The organism is Parasporobacterium paucivorans DSM 15970 (assembly GCF_900141895.1).
Taxonomy (GTDB): Bacteria; Bacillota; Clostridia; order Lachnospirales; family Lachnospiraceae; genus Parasporobacterium; species Parasporobacterium paucivorans.
On the sequence record NZ_FQYT01000004.1, the window covers coordinates 140,422 to 158,209 of the forward strand.

General features: G+C 45.3%; 12 protein-coding genes. 4 read left to right on the plus strand and 8 right to left on the minus strand.

The annotated features are described in order from the left end of the window. Position 1: 1 nt before the first annotated feature. A complete protein-coding gene (locus tag BUA79_RS02630; protein ID WP_073992816.1) occupies positions 2-652 on the minus strand; it encodes a YigZ family protein in 651 nt (216 codons plus the stop codon). A gap of 124 nt (positions 653-776) precedes the next feature. Here BUA79_RS02630 and BUA79_RS02635 point away from each other — a divergent pair, with 124 nt between their 5' ends. Both BUA79_RS02635 and pyk read left to right on the plus strand, forming a co-directional pair. Beyond that, entirely contained in the window at positions 777-3,368 is a 2,592-nt protein-coding gene (locus BUA79_RS02635) for a transglycosylase domain-containing protein (RefSeq protein ID WP_073992817.1), read from the plus strand. A 45-nt stretch (positions 3,369-3,413) separates the two neighbouring features. After that, positions 3,414-4,829: a pyruvate kinase gene (gene pyk, locus BUA79_RS02640; RefSeq protein WP_073992818.1), complete on the plus strand. Its 1,416-nt coding sequence runs from the start codon at positions 3,414-3,416 to the stop codon at positions 4,827-4,829. Between the two features lie 6 nt (positions 4,830-4,835). Here the strand turns inward: pyk and BUA79_RS02645 are convergent, their stop codons facing one another. Genes BUA79_RS02645 through BUA79_RS02670 form a run of 7 tightly spaced genes read right to left on the minus strand, consistent with a single transcriptional unit; the run spans position 4,836 to position 15,922 of the window. After that, positions 4,836-6,206 carry a tetratricopeptide repeat protein gene (locus BUA79_RS02645; protein ID WP_073992819.1) on the minus strand — a complete coding sequence of 457 codons (1,371 nt, stop codon included), beginning with the start codon at positions 6,204-6,206 and terminating at the stop codon, positions 4,836-4,838. Positions 6,207-6,217: 11 nt separating this feature from the next. Beyond that, the gene (locus BUA79_RS12440; RefSeq protein ID WP_178138519.1) at positions 6,218-6,367 is read right to left on the minus strand and encodes a hypothetical protein; all 150 of its coding nucleotides are present in this window, start codon (positions 6,365-6,367) and stop codon (positions 6,218-6,220) included. 19 nt (positions 6,368-6,386) lie between these two features. Continuing rightward, entirely contained in the window at positions 6,387-9,026 is a 2,640-nt protein-coding gene (locus tag BUA79_RS02650; protein WP_073992820.1) for a valine--tRNA ligase, read from the minus strand. Between the two features lie 29 nt (positions 9,027-9,055). Continuing rightward, complete coding sequence (locus tag BUA79_RS02655) at positions 9,056-9,895, minus strand: hypothetical protein (protein WP_073992821.1); 840 nt, start codon at positions 9,893-9,895, stop codon at positions 9,056-9,058. 10 nt (positions 9,896-9,905) lie between these two features. After that, positions 9,906-11,021, minus strand: coding sequence for a DUF5716 family protein (locus BUA79_RS02660; RefSeq protein ID WP_073992822.1), 1,116 nt, complete (start codon positions 11,019-11,021; stop codon positions 9,906-9,908). Between the two features lie 2 nt (positions 11,022-11,023). Next, positions 11,024-14,587, minus strand: coding sequence for a DUF5717 family protein (locus tag BUA79_RS02665; RefSeq protein ID WP_143147867.1), 3,564 nt, complete (start codon positions 14,585-14,587; stop codon positions 11,024-11,026). A 15-nt stretch (positions 14,588-14,602) separates the two neighbouring features. After that, entirely contained in the window at positions 14,603-15,922 is a 1,320-nt protein-coding gene (locus BUA79_RS02670) for a replication-associated recombination protein A (protein WP_073992824.1), read from the minus strand. Between the two features lie 151 nt (positions 15,923-16,073). Between BUA79_RS02670 and BUA79_RS02675 the strand changes: the two genes are divergently transcribed. Next, positions 16,074-17,441 (plus strand): citrate/2-methylcitrate synthase, encoded by a 1,368-nt coding sequence (locus tag BUA79_RS02675; protein ID WP_073992825.1) that lies wholly within the window; start codon positions 16,074-16,076, stop codon positions 17,439-17,441. An 85-nt stretch (positions 17,442-17,526) separates the two neighbouring features. Then, on the plus strand, positions 17,527-17,788 hold a 262-nt coding region (locus tag BUA79_RS02680), incomplete at its 3' end, for a helix-turn-helix domain-containing protein (RefSeq protein WP_143147868.1).

The window sequence follows — 17,788 nt, forward strand, 5'->3', positions numbered from 1 at the left end:
TTTACAGCAGAACAGGTTTTCCCCCTGTATGGGCAAAGAAAACCTCTTCATCCTTTACTATAATTGCTTTGGCATTTGTAGCCTCCCTCAAGGCGGCTGCAAATGCTTCTTTTTTTTCTGCTTCCAAAACAACGGTCAGCTGGACCATTTCCGTGTATTCGGTTTCCAGCATCCTCATCTCCATATTTTCCAGCATATGCTGTATCTTGCCATAGTCCGTATACGATACCTTTACCGTCAAAAGGCATCCTTTTAGTTTGACCAGGATTTCGCAGTTTTCCAAAGCGGCATTTACTGCCCTGCGGTATGTCCGGATAAGACCCCCGGTCCCAAGGAGGGTCCCGCCGAAATACCGGGTTACAACCACTGCCGCATCATGCATATGATTTTCAGTAAGAACCTCCAGCATAGGTCGTCCCGCGGTGCCTCCGGGTTCTCCATCGTCTGAAAATCTTTGGATTTCATTATTATCCCCTAACGTGTAGGCATAGCAGTTATGAGTTGCGTTCCAGTTCTTTTTCCTGATTTCCTCAATAAATTGTATCGCCTCCTCTTCAGAGGATACTGGAATGATTTCTGCTATAAACCTTGATTTTTTTTCGATGATTTCTGTTACTGCACCCTTTTTGATTATCTTTATCTGTTTTTCCATGCCACAAGTTTACCGTACAAAGAAGGACTTTGCAATCCGTCACAAAGATTTAACTTTATTTACACTATGAAATTTGCTATAATACTCTGTGATAATTGATTTTTGTTTTGAAAAGAGGTAAATCATGAATTTTGGATATAAAAAAACAGTTGAAAAGAGGAAGCAGCTTTCCTCCAAATCAAAAAAAGCCCAGTCAAGAGCTGGCGTCTATTTTTTCAAGATTATGCTGTATGTAGTGATTCTCGCGATTGTTGTCACCGGCTTTGCCGGACTTGGTATGGCTAAAGGAATCCTGGACTCCGCCCCGAGCATCGATACCCTGAATATTTCCCCTACCGGGCTTGCCTCGCGTATCTACGACAATAACGGGAATGAAATCGAGCGGATTTCCGCTTCCGGTTCCAACAGGGAACTGGCTTCGATTGACCAAATGCCATCCTCTCTGACCTGGGCCTTCGTAGATATCGAGGATGAACGTTTCTATGAGCATAACGGTATTGACTTGAAAGGAATCCTCCGAGCTGCTTTTGTAGCTGTGACATCCAGGGATTTTTCCGAGGGTGCCAGTACTATCACCCAGCAGCTGATAAAAAACAACGTGTTTGAAAATGGTGGACAGGAAAGCAATATCGGTGCTCTCTTTGTGAGAAAGCTGCAGGAACAGTATCTTTCCATAGAACTGGAAAAAGTCATGGGAAAGAATGAGATCCTGGAAAACTACCTGAACACCATCAACCTTGGATCCGGAAATTACGGTGTAAAGGCAGCGGTTAAATTCTATTTCAACAAGGATCTTTCTGAACTTACCGTATCAGAATGTGCCGTTATTGCTGCCATCGCGCAGAATCCGACCCGGCTCAACCCATTGACCAATCCCGAAAACAATGCGGAAAGGCGGAAGAAAATTCTGTCCAACATGCTGAGCAATGGCCATATTACGGAAGCGGAATATGAAGAAGCCATGAATGACGATGTCTATTCCCGCATTCAGTCCGTAAGTGACAGCAATGATTCCAGCATCTACTCCTATTTTACGGATGCCCTGATTGACCAGGTTCTTACTGACCTGGAAGAGCAGAAAGGCTATACTTCCGCTCAGGCTATCAATGCTCTCTATAATGGCGGTCTGAGTATCTACACCACCCAGGACTCCACCATCCAACAGATATGCGATGAAGAGCTGGCCAACGATGCCAATTACGCTACTAAAATAGAATACTCTACCAGCTGGACCTGGTCAATCCAGAAGTCCGATGGAACAAACAAAAACTACTCTCAGGAGAATATTCTCTCCTATCATAAAAAAGACCTTGGCGAAACGTCCTACAAGCTGATTTACGCTACCAAGGAGGCTGCGCAGGCCGATATTGATGCGTTCAAGGCAAGCGTGCTGGAAGAAGGAGATACCGTTTTAGGGGAAAACACCATATTTACTCCCCAGCCGCAGGCATCCTTCTCTGTAGTGGATCAGACTACCGGTTATGTCAAAGCTCTGGTTGGAGGCCGAGGAACAAAAGAAACCAGCCTTTCATTGAACCGGGCAACAGATACGACGAGACAGCCGGGTTCATGTTTCAAGATAGTCGCTGCATACGCTCCTGCCCTGGATACCGCCGGCTACACGCTGGGGACCGTTATCGATGATGCCCCTTTTAATTATGCTAACGGGCAGCCTGTCAATAACTGGTACTCCGGATACAGGGGCCTGAGCACAGTCCGGGAAGGTATCCGTGATTCCATGAATATCCTGGCAGTCAAAACGATTACAGCGATTACCCCGAGCCTGGCTTATGATTATCTTTTGAATTTCGGATTTTCAACACTGACAGAGGATGATATCAATCAGGCAACTGCCCTGGGCGGTATAACCTACGGTGTAACTAACCTGGAATTATGCTCGGCATATGCAACCATCGCCAACGGCGGTGTCTACACGGAACCTACCCTTTACACAAAAATCCTGGATTCTGAAGGACAGGTCCTGATTGAACACACCGCTAAAACACATACCGTTTTAAAAGAATCAACCGCCTACCTCCTGACCAACGCCATGCAGGATGTAATCACATCCGGAACCGGCAAGACCGCAGCCGTCCCCGGAATGACCGTGGCCGGTAAAACCGGTACCTCGCAGGATACCAACGATTTATGGTTTGCTGGCTACACTCCTTACCTTACCGCCGCAATCTGGATCGGATATGATGAAAACAAGCAGATGTCCGACGTTTCCTACCACAACCGGATCTGGAGCAAAATAATGACACGGATTGATTCCGCATTCGGCTACACGGATACCCCGTTTAAAACTCCGGACTCCATTGAGGCTGCCCAGATATGCAGCATATCCGGAAAACTTGCAATTCCAGGTGTTTGTGATCATGATCCGGCAGGTAGCACCGTAATTACGGAATACTTTGCAAAAGGCACAGTCCCCACGGAAACGTGCAACGCACATACTTCGGTTACTATCTGCAATGTTTCCGGTCAGCTGGCCAACGAATACTGCCCCGCAGACTCTCTGACCCAAAAAGTATTCCGAATCAGACCGGAAGGTTCCGTCGGAGTGACCCCGGATACAGCCTTTGAAATGCCTGCGGGACTTTTGGACAATGTCTGTACCATTCATACTGCCGTTCCGAGCACCACAGCTCCTGCATCAACAGAGAAAGCCACGGAGGGCAGCACGGCAAGCACGGCTTCTTCTGCCTCCCAGTAGCCGGTCAATACTGCCAGACAGCCATAACCAAAGGAGATGTAAACCATGAGAAAAGCTAAGATAATCTGCACCCTTGGACCTTCCACCGATAATGAAGAGGTTTTAAGACAGCTGATACTAAATGGAATGAACTGTGCCAGGCTTAATTTTTCTCATGGCACTCTTGCAGACCAAAAAAAACGTATCGATTTAGTCAAAAAACTTCGAGCGGAATTAAAAAGCAATGTATCCATTCTCCTGGACACAAAAGGTCCAGAGATACGTCTTAAGGATTTTGAGCAGGGCAAGGCAGAGCTCGTCGAAGGCGGGATATTTACCCTCTCACCCGATGTCGGTCTGGGAAATCAATTAAAGGCCAGCATTTCCTATCCCGGCCTGGCAGAACACATTTCCCTCGGCACCAATATACTGATAGACGACGGCAAAGTATCCCTTAAAGTGGAAGAAATACGTGGACACGACATAATCTGCCGGATACTGGTGGGCGGTGTCGTGAGCAACCATAAAAGCATCAACATCCCAGGGATAAGCATACCCATGCCCTATATAAACGCGGTGGATTATGAAGACCTTATATTCGGAATCAAAAACGAAGTGGACTTTGTAGCTGCTTCCTTTATCCGGAACGAAGAAGACGTAATGGATCTCAGAAGAATACTGGATGATAATGGTGGGCAGAATATCTGCGTTATTTCCAAGATTGAAAACGAAGCCGGCATCCAGTCCCTGAGCAAGATTATTGCTGTCAGCGACGGTATCATGGTGGCCAGGGGAGATATGGGTGTCGAGCTTCCCTTTATACAGCTGCCAGCCATCCAGAAGAATATTATCCACAGGTCCATCCGGCATGGCTGCCACACCATCACGGCAACCCAGATGCTTGAATCCATGACAACAAATCCCACCCCGACCAGGGCTGAGGTTTCAGATGTGGCTAATGCCATCTTCGATGGCTCAACTGCAGTTATGCTTTCCGGGGAGACTGCCGTTGGCCGATACCCGGTGGAAGCGTTAGTCACAATGTCCAAAATCGTTGAAAATGCGGAAGCAAACGTGGATTATAAAGAATTTGCAGAAGACAACCCGATTGTCTTTAAGAATGATATCGCCCATACTATTGCACAAATTGCCTGTGTCGCGGCCGCAAACCTCAACGCCAAGGCAATTGTAGTGCTTACCCGCAGCGGAAAAACAGCCACACTGATTGCAAACTACAGGCCTACCTGCACAATCATTGCGGCTGTTGTAAATCCGGTTAAAATGCGTCATCTGAGCCTGACCAGAGCCGTCCACGCCATAAATGTTCCAGAACAGCTTTCCTCAGATTCGCTATTCTCCTATGCGCAGGAAATTGCCATTGGTACAGGCATGATTGAAAAAGGAGATAAAATCGTCATCGTTGCGGGAAGCTCCACCAGCGCAAAGGCACCTTCGGACATGCTCAAGGTGCTGACCGTGTAATCCCCTTTACTTGGTTACGTAGTTTTGAGCATATCCTGCCCAGGATGACCCAGGAAACAGCTCGATGACTTTGTTGGCAGTTGTACTGGCATTTGTTAAATCGCCACTGCTATAATATGCTTTTGACAGATTATACAGAGCCGATGCGTTAGTGGCATCATAAAGGACTGCTTTTGACAGGTTCGCAATGGCCGTGGCGTAATCTCCGGAATTGACAGCTGCAGTACCAGAAGATGCCAGACTTGATGCCGCTTCCCTCAAGAGAGTATCATGAATCTCGTTGTAAATAGCCATAAATGGTTCGGTCATACCATCTGTTGATGTTATGGCCGTTATTTTGTCGGCTCCCCCCACGTAGTCCCCGCTCTTATAGAGATTATACGCCTGCAGCAGGGCATCATAAGCAGCCTGCATCTGTGCATTTGAGCTTGTCTGTCCTTGAATTTCCTGCACCTGCCCGTTCAGGGCATCCAGCTGTTTCTGTAAATCTTCTTTTTCAGCAGTGACCTTCGCCATATCCTGATCATACTGCAGAACCAGGGCATTATAGTTCTCCCGTATGGATTTTGTCCTGGCAGGTGTCACGAGGAAAAACACCACAGCCGCACCAATCAGGATCCCGATAACAACATTTATGATCGTCACGGAACCATTATTAAGATCCCTGTATTTTGATGGGGGGATAATAACATCGTTTCCGTTCAGGCTGGTTCTCTCCTCCTGTTTGTGTTTCTTTTTGCCGCTGGTTCTCTCTTCTCTTTTCGCAATCTCCAGATCCGCTTCCCTGCTGTATCGTATGGCGACAGGATTTGTCGAATCAATCTTCAGCACCTTTTCCAACGTCTTTTTTGCCTTCTCAAATTCGTTATGTTTCAGCTGAAGAAGGGCAAGAAGCTGATATCCCTTTATCATCTTGGGATTAAGGGTCAGAACCTTCTTAATCTGGATAAGGGCAAGATCATAATTTCCCTGCTGCGCATAATTCAACGCAAGATTATATTTTTTTATGGTCTGGTTGATCACTTCAAGGTGTGCGGGATTATTCTGAATATCATCTATATAATGATCTGCCAGATTATCCGCCGGCTGAATATTCTTACTGATTACCCACTCAGAGAGTGCTTCCACTACATCTCCCATTTCAAAATACACAAGCCCGAGAAGATTTCTGGCATCTGTATTTTTCTTATAAAGGCGGACGCTGCCATGCAGATATTCCGCAGCCCCTGAAAGATCCCTTGATCTGACTTTTTCAAGCCCCATATTATAGTAGGCATTCGACATTCTGACTATCTTCTTAAACAGTCCCACATCGGCTCCACATCCGGCGCAGAAATCGTCCACGGACAATTCCTTGTCACATTTATAGCAACGCATAATTATCTCTCCTATTGTCTTTCGATTTCCTTCATTTCTTCTAACATTTCCATCATTACTTCCGTCATATCTTTTGAATTATATTTGTAGATGGCGTCCTCTGCCTCCTCAACCTCCAGGCTGGGATGGAACTTTTTGATTTCTTCATCAAAGTCTAGCATATCAACACTGCCCTTTCTTCTATCCTTTTAACTGGGCAAGACGATCCTGTACCTGCTCCAGCATCTGCATGTATTTTTCCTGTTTCTCTTTTTCTTCCTGAATTTTCTCCGGTTTTGCCTTGTTCACGAAGTTTGGGTTTCCGAGCATTCCTTTAACCCTGGCCAGTTCTTTCTCCAGTCTTTCTTCTTCTTTCTGGAGCCTTTCCACTTCCTGGCCTATATCCACCAGTTCTGCCAGGGGTATGAAAATCCGGGCGTCCGGAATAACGGCGGATACTGCATCCGGTTCAATTCCCTCTTCGTCCATCTGGATGGCTACTTCTCCGGCATGGGATAAGGCGGCGAAGAAGACCTCTCCTTTTGTAAAGACATCCCTTATGTATTTCTTTTCAGATACGATATATACCTTGGTTTTTCTGCTGACCGGCACATTCATGTCTTTGCGGAGATTTCGGATTGCCCTGACGGCGCCCTTGATTACCTCCACTTTATCCTGCTCCTCTTCGAACACGAGGGACTCTTCAAATATCGGCCAGTGGGATATCATTATGGATTCTTCTTTTTCCTGCAGTGTGCAGAAAATCTCCTCTGTAATGAAAGGCATGTAAGGGTGCAGCAGCTTCAGGGACGTGATCAGCACGGATTTTAATGTAAATAGTGCTGCTTCTTTCGTGATGTCCTCATCCCCATAAAGCCTCGGCTTAACCATCTCTATATACCAGTCACAGAATTCTTCCCAAATAAAGTCATTGATTTTGTCTGCTGCAATCCCGAGTTCGTATTTTTCCAGATTATCCGTAACTTCCTTTACAAGACTGTTCGCTTTGGAAATAATCCAGCGGTCTGCATCCGTCAGCCGGTCCAGTGATACGTCCGGGATGCCTTTCTCCGGCATGTTCATCATGATGAATCTGGATGCATTCCAGATTTTATTGGCAAAATTCCTGCTGGCCTCTACCTTCTCATAGTAGAAACGCATATCATTCCCGGATGAGTTACCCGATACAAGGGTAAATCGAAGAGCATCCGCTCCGTACATGCCGATTACTTCCAGTGGATCGATTCCGTTTCCAAGGGATTTACTCATCTTTCTTCCTTCTGAATCCCTCACAAGACCATGGAACAGAACTGTATCAAAGGGTTTCTCACCCATATGTTCGTATCCGGAAAAGACCATTCGGATTACCCAGAAGAAAATGATGTCATAACCGGTAACCAGAAGATTCGTTGGATAAAAATAATCCAGATCCTCCGTTTTATCCGGCCAGCCCAGCGTAGAAAATGGCCAGAGAGCCGAACTGAACCATGTGTCCAGGGTATCCTCATCCTGTCTGAGCCTGTGACCGCCGCATTTCGCACAGGCGAATGGTGCTTCTTTGGCTACAATAATTTCTCCACAGTCTTCGCAGTAATAAGCCGGTATCCTGTGTCCCCACCAGAGCTGTCTGGAAATGCACCAGTCCCTTATGTTATCCGTCCAGTTGAAATAGGTCTTTTCAATTCTTTCCGGGATAAGCTTTATTTCGCCGGTTCGCACCGCATCCGCTGCCGGTTTGATCATATCATCCATCTTTACGAACCACTGCTGTTTGATCAGCGGTTCCACAACCGTGCCACAACGGTCATGTATTCCCACGTTATGGCTTATATCCTCAACCTTGACCAGAAATCCCTGTTCATCCAGCTCCCTGACGATTGCTTTTCGAGCCTCATATCTGTCCATTCCGGCATATTTCCCACCCTTTGCATTTATGGTGGCATCATCATTCATGACATTGATTTCTTCCAGGTCATGCCGTTTTCCAACTTCAAAATCATTGGGATCATGGGCCGGCGTTATTTTCACTACACCGGTACCAAACTCCTTGTCAACATACGTGTCTTCTACAATTGGAATTTCCCTGTTCAGAAGGGGAAGAATCACTTTTTTCCCTATGAGATGCGCGAAACGTTCATCTTCAGGGTTAACAGCAACGGCTGTATCTCCCAGCATGGTTTCCGGCCTTGTCGTAGCTATTTCCACATATTCATCTGTTCCTGCTACCTGGTAACGGATATGCCAGAAATGGCCATTCTTTTCTTCATGCTCCACTTCCGCATCCGAAATGGAGGTTCCGCATACCGGACACCAGTTGATGATTCTGGACCCTTTATAAATCAGTCCTTTATTATATAAATTTACGAATACTTCCGTGACAGCTTTCGAACACCCGGCATCCATGGTGAAGCGCTCTCTGTCCCAGTCGGCGGAAGCCCCCAGCTTCTTAAGCTGGTTTATAATTTGGCCTCCATATTCCTTCTTCCATTCCCAGGCGCGTTCAAGGAATTTTTCCCTGCCCAGATCTTCCTTTTCTACGCCCTCTTTTCTAAGCTGTTCAATAATCTTCACTTCCGTCGCAATGCTGGCGTGGTCAGTGCCCGGCTGCCACAGTGCATTGTATCCCTGCATCCTTCTGAAACGGATAACGATATCCTGCATCGTATTGTCCAGGGCATGTCCCATGTGAAGCTGGCCTGTAATGTTCGGAGGCGGCATTACAATGGTGAAAGGTTTTCTGCTCCTGTCGACCTCTGCATGAAAATATTTCTTCTCCACCCATTTATCATACCGGTTTTTCTCAATTTCACCCGGATTATATGTTTTACTTAATTCCTTCATACTAATATATGTTTCCTTCCTGTAATGATTTATCGTGTAACAAGATCTCTATAATCGTTTTTCCATCCGTCAATTATATCACGTATGCTATCAGAGTAAATACTCCTGTCGATTTTTGTTCCCATATTATTAAATAATTTTTCCAGGTTCACGTACTCGTCCTGCTGTCTGGCGTCCTCACTCCAATATGCCAGGTCGCGTCCGCATTCTTCCAGTATCTCATCTGGAATCCTGTATTTCCTTATATTATTCAGAAGTTCTTCCTTATCTCCCTGTAGCCTTCCTGTTATCACCATGTAACGCAGGTATTTCTCATCCGGATAAAGCTCATATGCCAGCCGGAAAAACCTGCCGGCATTTTCATAAAGAAGGAGGCGGATATTTATGACGCCCATATCCGCATATATTCCCGCATAGAATTTTACGGGAATGCAGGGTTCATATGGCAGCTTCAATAGCTTATCATATTCTGTCAACGCGCTGTGAAGTTTTCCATAGTGATAGAGAAAATCAGCCTTTGCTTTCAATCTTTCATGGATACTGCCCTGGCCAAGGCCGGACAGCTCTTTTTCAAGTTTCTTTAATTCCTCCTGCGAATAATATTCTGACTCCCTCAGGACAAGCATAATGATTTCGTATAATCCGGCGTTTTTTCTTTTCATCCTTTCGATTCCGGCTGAAAGCCCTTCCAGTCCAAGCTCCCCGCTCAGATATGCCAATAAAGCCGGGCTGAAAAAGTCCGAATCCACCAGAAAAGCATGATGACACAGTACCCAGCTCAATTCCTCGATGGAATAGATGTTAATCTCCATGCTGTCAATGAAATAAGGTTTTTCGGACTGCCGTCCGCATAAAATCAACCCGCTCATATCTTCTCCTTTAATCTGTATACTCATCCGCATTTACGTTTTTTTTGACCACCATGCCGGAGGATTTGAATAATTCCCCAAATCCTTTGTCCTTTATGGTTATCGAAAATTCCCTGCTGTTTCTGTATTCAGTGCAGATTGCAATTCTCGTGGTTTTGTGAGGTCTTGCCGGAAAACCTTCCAGGGACACCGACAAATGGCTCCCCCGCCCCTGTATGGGAAAGGAAAGCACAAATTCCAAGAAATCCGGGGTGTCCAGAATTCCTTCTATTTCAGCCCGTGCCTCATACCACCTGACTCCTGCTTCCGATAAAGGCACCTGTATGTTTCGTCCTTTGTGCCGCGCAACCACGGAAATGGCATTAATGGTTCTGCCTTCACAAATCATGATGTAGTCGGACATTTTCCCGCCATTTTGGAAACTGTGACAGGCCCCAAGGCTTAGAAGATTTTGTCCTAAAAACACCCTTCTCTTCTGACAAAGCAGATTCAGGCTTTTTGAATACCATTTTTCGTTGAAGCCGGAACCCACAAGGTAAATGGACGAAACAAGGCTGCTTCCCATCTTCTTTTCTATTATTTCCGAGAAAACCGTATCGCAGTATTCATGATTCCTCCCGTCATCCAGCATCCCTGTGTCCAGCAGTGCGGACAGGTCTTCTTCTTCAACGGTAATCATATACGGTGGTCTGCCTCTTCCAGTCTTCATCCTGTAAAAACGGAATGTCTCTTGCGTCAGCTCGAACATCACCACATCGTTTTTCCGCAATGATTCGTCCTGTCCAAAAACATAGCAGGCAAAGCTCTCTCCTTTTCCAACCACCCGCAGATCATCCTTTGTATATGACAGCTTTTCCATTTCCTTCTTCAGACCGGTCAGGGTGTCCTCATCCGGAGAATCCACGACAAATACGACTCCCTTTACCTGATCTTTTCCAGAAGTCCTTTTGGCCAGACCTATGAGATTCCCCAAATTGTACTTGTCTTTTGGAATCAGATAGCGGTTTTCCCTGTTTTTCAAGCTTACCGACTCAGGATTTTTCATACCTTCCGAAAAATAACTGACAACCCGATGCCCGCCCGTCATATCTATTCCAATTACCAGATTATCCGGATTTTTCCGCATTATCAACTCTCCCGTTCATCCACTTCAAACAGATTCTTTGTTATATGTCCGTTCACCAGATATTGAAGCATCAGGTTACTGACTGTTTCATCGTCTTTCATATCCATAGCCAGAATTATGTTATTTATTATCCCATAACGGTTTTCACCCATGTACAGTTCTTCTCCATGAAGCTTCCTGCAAACATCCCTGGTGCGCGCATCTCCTGGCTTTGATTCATCTTTTATATGGTACCTGACACTTTCCCCATAGAACAGAATTATCTCCCATGTAAATATGCCCGGATATATGCAGTTCATCTCTTCCTCCAGATACTGCTTTTCTCCGCCGTCTCCACTGCTTATATAATACCGGATGGTTTTTGGGGTGGCCGGATCCGCCTTATACTCAATAATGAGCTTGTCCTTCAGGCTGTCCGATATGGGAAACCACTTGGCATATTTCTTGAAGAAATTCAGCCTTATATCCCGGCTTATGAAATCTTCCATGATTTTTTCACAAAGCCGTATCTGATATTCCAAAAGATATTCCACATCCGCATTATATTTTAAGTATGCCATCCTGCATATATCATTTATCCCGGAAAACCTCTCCTGAATCTCCATTTCGATATGCTGTACGTACTCGTCCCCTGCAGGCTTTTCTTTCATGATATATTCATAGGCCACGTAATTGTAGAAGGCATTTCGTATTTCTTCCTTGCCGCCTTTCAGATAATAGCTATGGAATACTGGAAACCTCATTTCAGGAAAAGATCCTGCATACAGCATCACCGCCAAAAGGTTTTCCTCCAGTTCCCTGTTTTCACAGCAAAACTGCTTCTGGGCACTCCAGATTGCCAGCATTTCCTTTACGGGCCCCAGAAAATAAGTTCCGATGTACTGAAGGAGCGTTTCATTATACTTTCCATTTTCAAAAGCGTACATGCACATAGACAGAAGGGTGGAATCCGGCATAAAATTTCTGTCCGCAATAAAACGCAGAGACATCCTCATCATTTTCCCCGGCTCCATTTCCTGTATCCCATACCGGGCAAACAGCTTATATGCATCCTCGTACAATTCTCTTTTGATCAGCATGGAGATGATCGTCTTCCTCGTATCGCTGTAGAGACAGTCTGCCTCAATAGCGGGCAGGTAACGGTCAAGAGCTTCGTCATAGCAATGATCGTTGTAATAATCCACAGCCTCTCCCATCAGCTGCTTCAGGTACCAGCATCTGAAAACCTTGCGCCTTGAGAGTCCCAGCAGTATATCCATCGTTTTCACATGGTTTTTGGTGATTTTCAGCACTTCTCCGATGGACCGGATAATGAAAACTTCGCTGTTGGGATTCTGAAGAAAGCATTGGCGGTATTTCTTTTCATCCACATATCTGTACAGGGAATGAGGCAAAGACTGGCTGTACCTGTTTCCTTCCAAATCTTCAAAAATAACATGGAAATTTTCCGTATATATTACAAGGTTTGTCTCATTTTCCGTCAGTTTTCCTTCGTTTACGATGGCAAGTTCATCATAGCAGACAAGCACCCTGGACACATTCGGATTATCGTACCGCAATCTGTAACTGCAGGTTATATCCGGCAGATTCTCCAGAATTGCCGCATCCATGCTTCCCTCTCCAAGGACTTCCCAATATATCACGTTCAGGAACTCATTGATATTTCCCCTTTTAATTTCAGCTACCGCATATCTTTCCATTCGGCGCAGATAGCTTCTATATAAAGCGGACAGTTCCTTTTTATTTACAATTACATTGTAGAACAGGTATGCCTGTCTGTCGTGAAGAGCCTCTGTATTATAAAGAAAATACATGAGAACAGTTGGTGGAAGGGGGCCGGTATACCCGGTACTGATGGAATACATAAAATATTCATACAGTTTCGTAATCTTGGAACCCTTTTCCACACCCAAAGCAAACCATTTGAAATATTTCTCATCCGTTTTGCTTCCTTTGATCAGCACACTGCAGACCGCATCCAGAATGATTTCATCTTCAAACTTCCCGTATAGGTGTTCCAAAATGGAAAAAACAAGAGGGTGGAATCCTTTCTCAGACAGCGCCAGCCCTGCAGTCCGTCTGGCCAGATCCAGACTCAGACACTCTTTCTTTGCTCCAAAAAAAAGCACGCTCATGTCAAAGGGGTTAAGACTATTCAGTTCCTTTGGATTCTCATTATAAATATCGAGTACTTCCAGATACAGAAACGGATTTCTGCAGCCTTTTCTGTACTGTTCCTTCAGCCTGGCCAGCTTCAGCGGCTGATTCGTTTTCAGGCCCCTATCGAGTCGCAGCAGAATCCAGAGCAACATAAAGGAGTCGCAGCCATTCTCGTAATATTCCTGTATCTGGCGACGGATTGCTTCACTGTGGGCTGAATCCTTTTTGATTATGGTTGTGTAGTACAGATACCGGGCATACAGATCCTTGTCTTCCCGGTTTGCACGGATCAGTTCCTCCGCTACCAACCCCATCAGTTCCTCGGCCTCTACAAACCTCTCTTGCTCAAGCATAATCTCGACCTGAAAAAACAGGCTTTCCAACGGCTGAGGAGTTCCTGCTCCGCCTATTTTCTCCAGCAGTCTTTCTGATTCCTGCCTCCACTCATACAGGTTGATGCGTTTCAGCTTATACTCCATTTTCAAACGTATCAAGTCAAGAATTATCGATCTCTGCCTGTTTCGGGATGATTTCGTCTTTCCGTTCCGGACGGTTATTTCAAATTGCAGTTTCTGTCTGTGGGAAGATATGGTAATCCTTCCGAAATTGGTACCTGCATGCATCTTGTCCACTGCAAGGCAGAAGGGAAATTCATATCTGTTCCCGGTGAAATCCGAAGATGAAAACTGTTTCCGGGGAAGTTCAATAAATTCGGCATCTGCCTCCATCCTGAAGCTGAGGTACCCCTGCCGGTCTTTCAGGATTAGCAGGGTGTCTCCGCTGGTTCCCGCCAGCCCGGAATATTCCCTTTCGTGATCCACCAGGGAAATCTCGACTCCTTTTTTTCTTTCAGCGGCAATCAGAAATTCTTCCAACGCCAAAGGTTTGTTATTTCCTTCCAGAAGGGTTTCATAGAGTGATATATACCTGTTTTCATTATCCCGCAGAAGCTTCTTGAAATCTCCATTGCAGAAAATAGAAAGAGCCTCATCGTAATCCTCTTTCCACAACTCGCAAAAAGAATCCATGTCGTGAATTTCACCGATGGAAGTCATGATTCCTGACGGTTTGATGCTGACGGCCCAGGGTATCTCGATCTTTTTGCCCCGGGCAACGATGTGTATGTTCCCCCCGATTACATCCCCGGCTTCCATGAAGGCTGTCGATACCTCATATGTAATGGTATTCCTGGCTCCCAAAAACTGTCCCGGCGTTACAGCAAAATGCTCTCCCTTGGAAAAAACGAGCCCTTTTACAATTTCTCCTTCAGGACATGAAATCTCAAAGCTCCCCTTAAAAACGACGTCCGCTTCCAGGTCCAGTTCAATGGACGAAATGGACACTTCTATTTCAGGAACCCCATATTCAAAAATCCCTTTTGACAGTTTTGCAATAAATTCCTTCACAAAATCCCCCTGCATCTACTCATGAATCCATTTCAGGTACTCCCGTATCTTCTTTTCATATCCGAGATTGCCCGGACGATAAAAGCTTGCCTCTTCCAATCCCTCCGGAAGATACTGCTGGCTGACGAAATGCTTCTGTTCATTGCTATGAGCATATTTATAATCCACCCCATTGCCCAGTTTAGATGCTCCGCTGTAATGGGCATCTTTAAGGTGACGGGGAACCTCTCCAATCCGTTTTTCCTTGACGGTCTTCATGGCCTCTTTTATGGCCACATAGGAGGAGTTGCTTTTTGGAGCGGTCGCAATATAGACGACGGCCTGGGCCAGGATGATCTGCGCCTCTGGCATTCCAATCTGATGAACGGCCTGAGAGGCGGATACTGCCACAGTCAGGGCATTCGGATCGGCCATGCCGACATCTTCCGATGCACAGATCATAATCCTTCTGGCAATAAAGGTGACACTTTCTCCAGCATATAACATTTTAGCCAGATAATAAAGGGCGGCATCGGGGTCTGACCCCCTCATGCTTTTTATAAAGGCGGAGATCGTGTCATAATGGCTGTCTCCGCTCTTATCATATCGGACTGCTTTTTTCTGGATGCAGTCCTGCATAACTTCCAAATCGATATGAATCTTCCCGTCTGCGCCTGCTTCCGTAGTCAAAACCGAAAGTTCCAGGGCATTTAGTACCGTGCGGGCATCTCCTCCTGACGATTCCGCCAGAAACTCTTTCGCATCTTCCGTCATCACCGCCTGGTAACTGCCAAGTCCCCTTGTTTCATTGGAAAGAGCCCTGTTGATAAGCTCCAGTATATCCTCTTTTTCAAGAGGTTTCAGCTCAAATACGGAAGATCGGGATATAAGGGCGCTGTTTACTTCAAAATATGGATTTTCCGTGGTGGCTCCTATCAGGATAACCACTCCTTCCTCCACGTAAGGAAGCAGGTAGTCCTGCTGCCCTTTATTGAAACGGTGGATTTCATCAATGAACAGGATTGTCCGCCTTCCATATGCGGCCAGATCGGACTTTGCCTGTTCAATGGCTGACTCCATATCTTTCTTTCCCGCTGACGTAGCATTGATCTGTTTGAATATGGAACTGGTGGTATTGGCAACCACCTTGGCCAGGGTCGTCTTGCCGGTTCCCGGCGGACCATAGAGTATGACAGAGCTTAGTTTGTCCGCCTTAATGGCACGATATAAAAGCCTGTTTTTCCCGATGATGTGCTGCTGGCCTACTACCTCTTCCAGGCTGAGCGGTCTCATTCTGAGCGCCAGGGGAGACTCCTTTTCCATTTTTTTCTCATACATATATTCAAATAAATCCACGGTCTTTTCTCCTTAATTATACCGTATAATTGTATCACATTAAAAATCATCAGGCTACATTTAAGCAGAACGTATTTAATATTTTGTTGTTGAATTTACATTCTTGTGCTAATATCAATAGTAATATTGATTTAAAAGGGAGTGAACATGTATGCCAGATTTTGATTTTTCAGCTGTAACACCTGAAATCATTAACTTATCCAAAGTTTGTGTGAATAACAGCCATATAGATCCTGCTTTATATGCAAAATATGATGTGAAGCGCGGATTGCGTGACATCAACGGAAAAGGTGTTTTGACCGGTTTAACGGAGATTGCAGAAGTAAAATCCTACACCATTGATGATGGTGAAATAGTCCCCTGTGAAGGCAAGCTTTTCTACCGAGGCATCGACGTGGAGGAAATCGTCCGCGGATTTTTGTCGGAGGACCGGTTTGGTTTCGAAGAAGTTACTTACCTGCTCATCTTTGGGCAATTGCCTACCAAGAAAGAACTGGCGGATTTCTCCACGCTTCTTTCAAGCTACCGCTCTCTTCCGTCCAGCTTCGTGCGCGATGTCATCATGAAAGCACCCAGCAGGGATATGATGAATACCCTCTCCAGAAGCGTGCTGACCCTGTATTCCTATGACGACCACGCAGATGATAATTCTATTCCAAACGTACTTCGCCAGTGTATGCAGCTGATTTCCATGTTCCCTCTTCTTTCAGTTTACGGATATCAGGCGCATAAACATTATAACGACGGATGGCCGCTGTTTATACAGTCTCCGGATCCCAATCTTTCCACTGCTGAAAACATTCTTCATCTTTTGAGGCCGTCCGGCTCCTATACGGCCCTGGAGGCAAAGATTCTGGATCTTGCCCTTGTGCTCCATGCAGATCACGGTGGCGGCAACAACTCGACATTTACGACCCATGTGGTTTCCTCTACCGGAACGGACACATACTCTGTGATTTCCGCCGCTTTAGGCTCCTTAAAGGGACCAAAACATGGTGGCGCGAATATTAAGGTGGTCCAGATGTTCGACGACATAAAGGAAAACATTTCGGACTGGGAGGATGAAGAGAAACTCACAGATTATTTTGAACGCATCCTTGCCCGTGAAGCCTTTGATAATGCCGGACTGATTTACGGTATCGGCCATGCAGTCTATACGGTATCCGATCCCCGTGCCACTGTTTTTAAGGCTTTTGTGGAAAAGCTTTCCAAAGAAAAAGGGCTGGAAGAAGAATTCGCCCTGTATGAACGTGTGGAAAGAATCGCTCCGGAAGTCATCACCAAAAACCGTAAGATGTATCGTAACAACATCAGCACCAACGTGGATTTTTACAGCGGTTTTGTTTACAGCATGCTGGGACTTCCGCTTGAACTGTATACACCGATATTTGCCATATCAAGAATTTCCGGCTGGAGTGCACACAGAATAGAAGAGCTGATCAACCAGGGCAAAATCATACGTCCCGCTTATAAAAATGTTGCAAAACATACCACATACACACCTATGGAGAAAAGATAATAAAGAGGGATATCATTTTTTGCAAAATGAACTGACCCCCATAAGTTAGACCTAAAAATCTAACTTATGGGAGGTCAGTTTTTTTATGGCAAAATATAGTTTTGAATTTAAAAAGCAAATTGTTACAGATTATCAAAATGGCAAAGGTGGTTACTGTTTTCTAGCAGAAAAATATCATATTAAGAATAATGAACAAGTTCGAAAGTGGATTAAGGCTTATCAGACTTTTGGCGATGAAGGATTAATGCGTTCTAGAAAAAATGAAAGTTACTCTTTTGAATTTAAGCTTCATGTAGTAGAGTTATATCTAACAACAGAAATTTCATATCAGGAATTAGCTTTATCTG

What these genes read in the sequence shown, in the direction of transcription:
- BUA79_RS02630 (WP_073992816.1), bottom strand. Translation starts at nt 652, where the DNA reads ATGGAAAAACAGATAAAGATAATCAAAAAGGGTGCAGTAACAGAAATC.
- BUA79_RS02635 (WP_073992817.1), top strand. Translation starts at nt 777, where the DNA reads ATGAATTTTGGATATAAAAAAACAGTTGAAAAGAGGAAGCAGCTTTCC.
- pyk (WP_073992818.1), top strand. Translation starts at nt 3,414, where the DNA reads ATGAGAAAAGCTAAGATAATCTGCACCCTTGGACCTTCCACCGATAAT.
- BUA79_RS02645 (WP_073992819.1), bottom strand. Translation starts at nt 6,206, where the DNA reads ATGCGTTGCTATAAATGTGACAAGGAATTGTCCGTGGACGATTTCTGC.
- BUA79_RS12440 (WP_178138519.1), bottom strand. Translation starts at nt 6,367, where the DNA reads ATGCTAGACTTTGATGAAGAAATCAAAAAGTTCCATCCCAGCCTGGAG.
- BUA79_RS02650 (WP_073992820.1), bottom strand. Translation starts at nt 9,026, where the DNA reads ATGAAGGAATTAAGTAAAACATATAATCCGGGTGAAATTGAGAAAAAC.
- BUA79_RS02655 (WP_073992821.1), bottom strand. Translation starts at nt 9,895, where the DNA reads ATGAGCGGGTTGATTTTATGCGGACGGCAGTCCGAAAAACCTTATTTC.
- BUA79_RS02660 (WP_073992822.1), bottom strand. Translation starts at nt 11,021, where the DNA reads ATGCGGAAAAATCCGGATAATCTGGTAATTGGAATAGATATGACGGGC.
- BUA79_RS02675 (WP_073992825.1), top strand. Translation starts at nt 16,074, where the DNA reads ATGCCAGATTTTGATTTTTCAGCTGTAACACCTGAAATCATTAACTTA.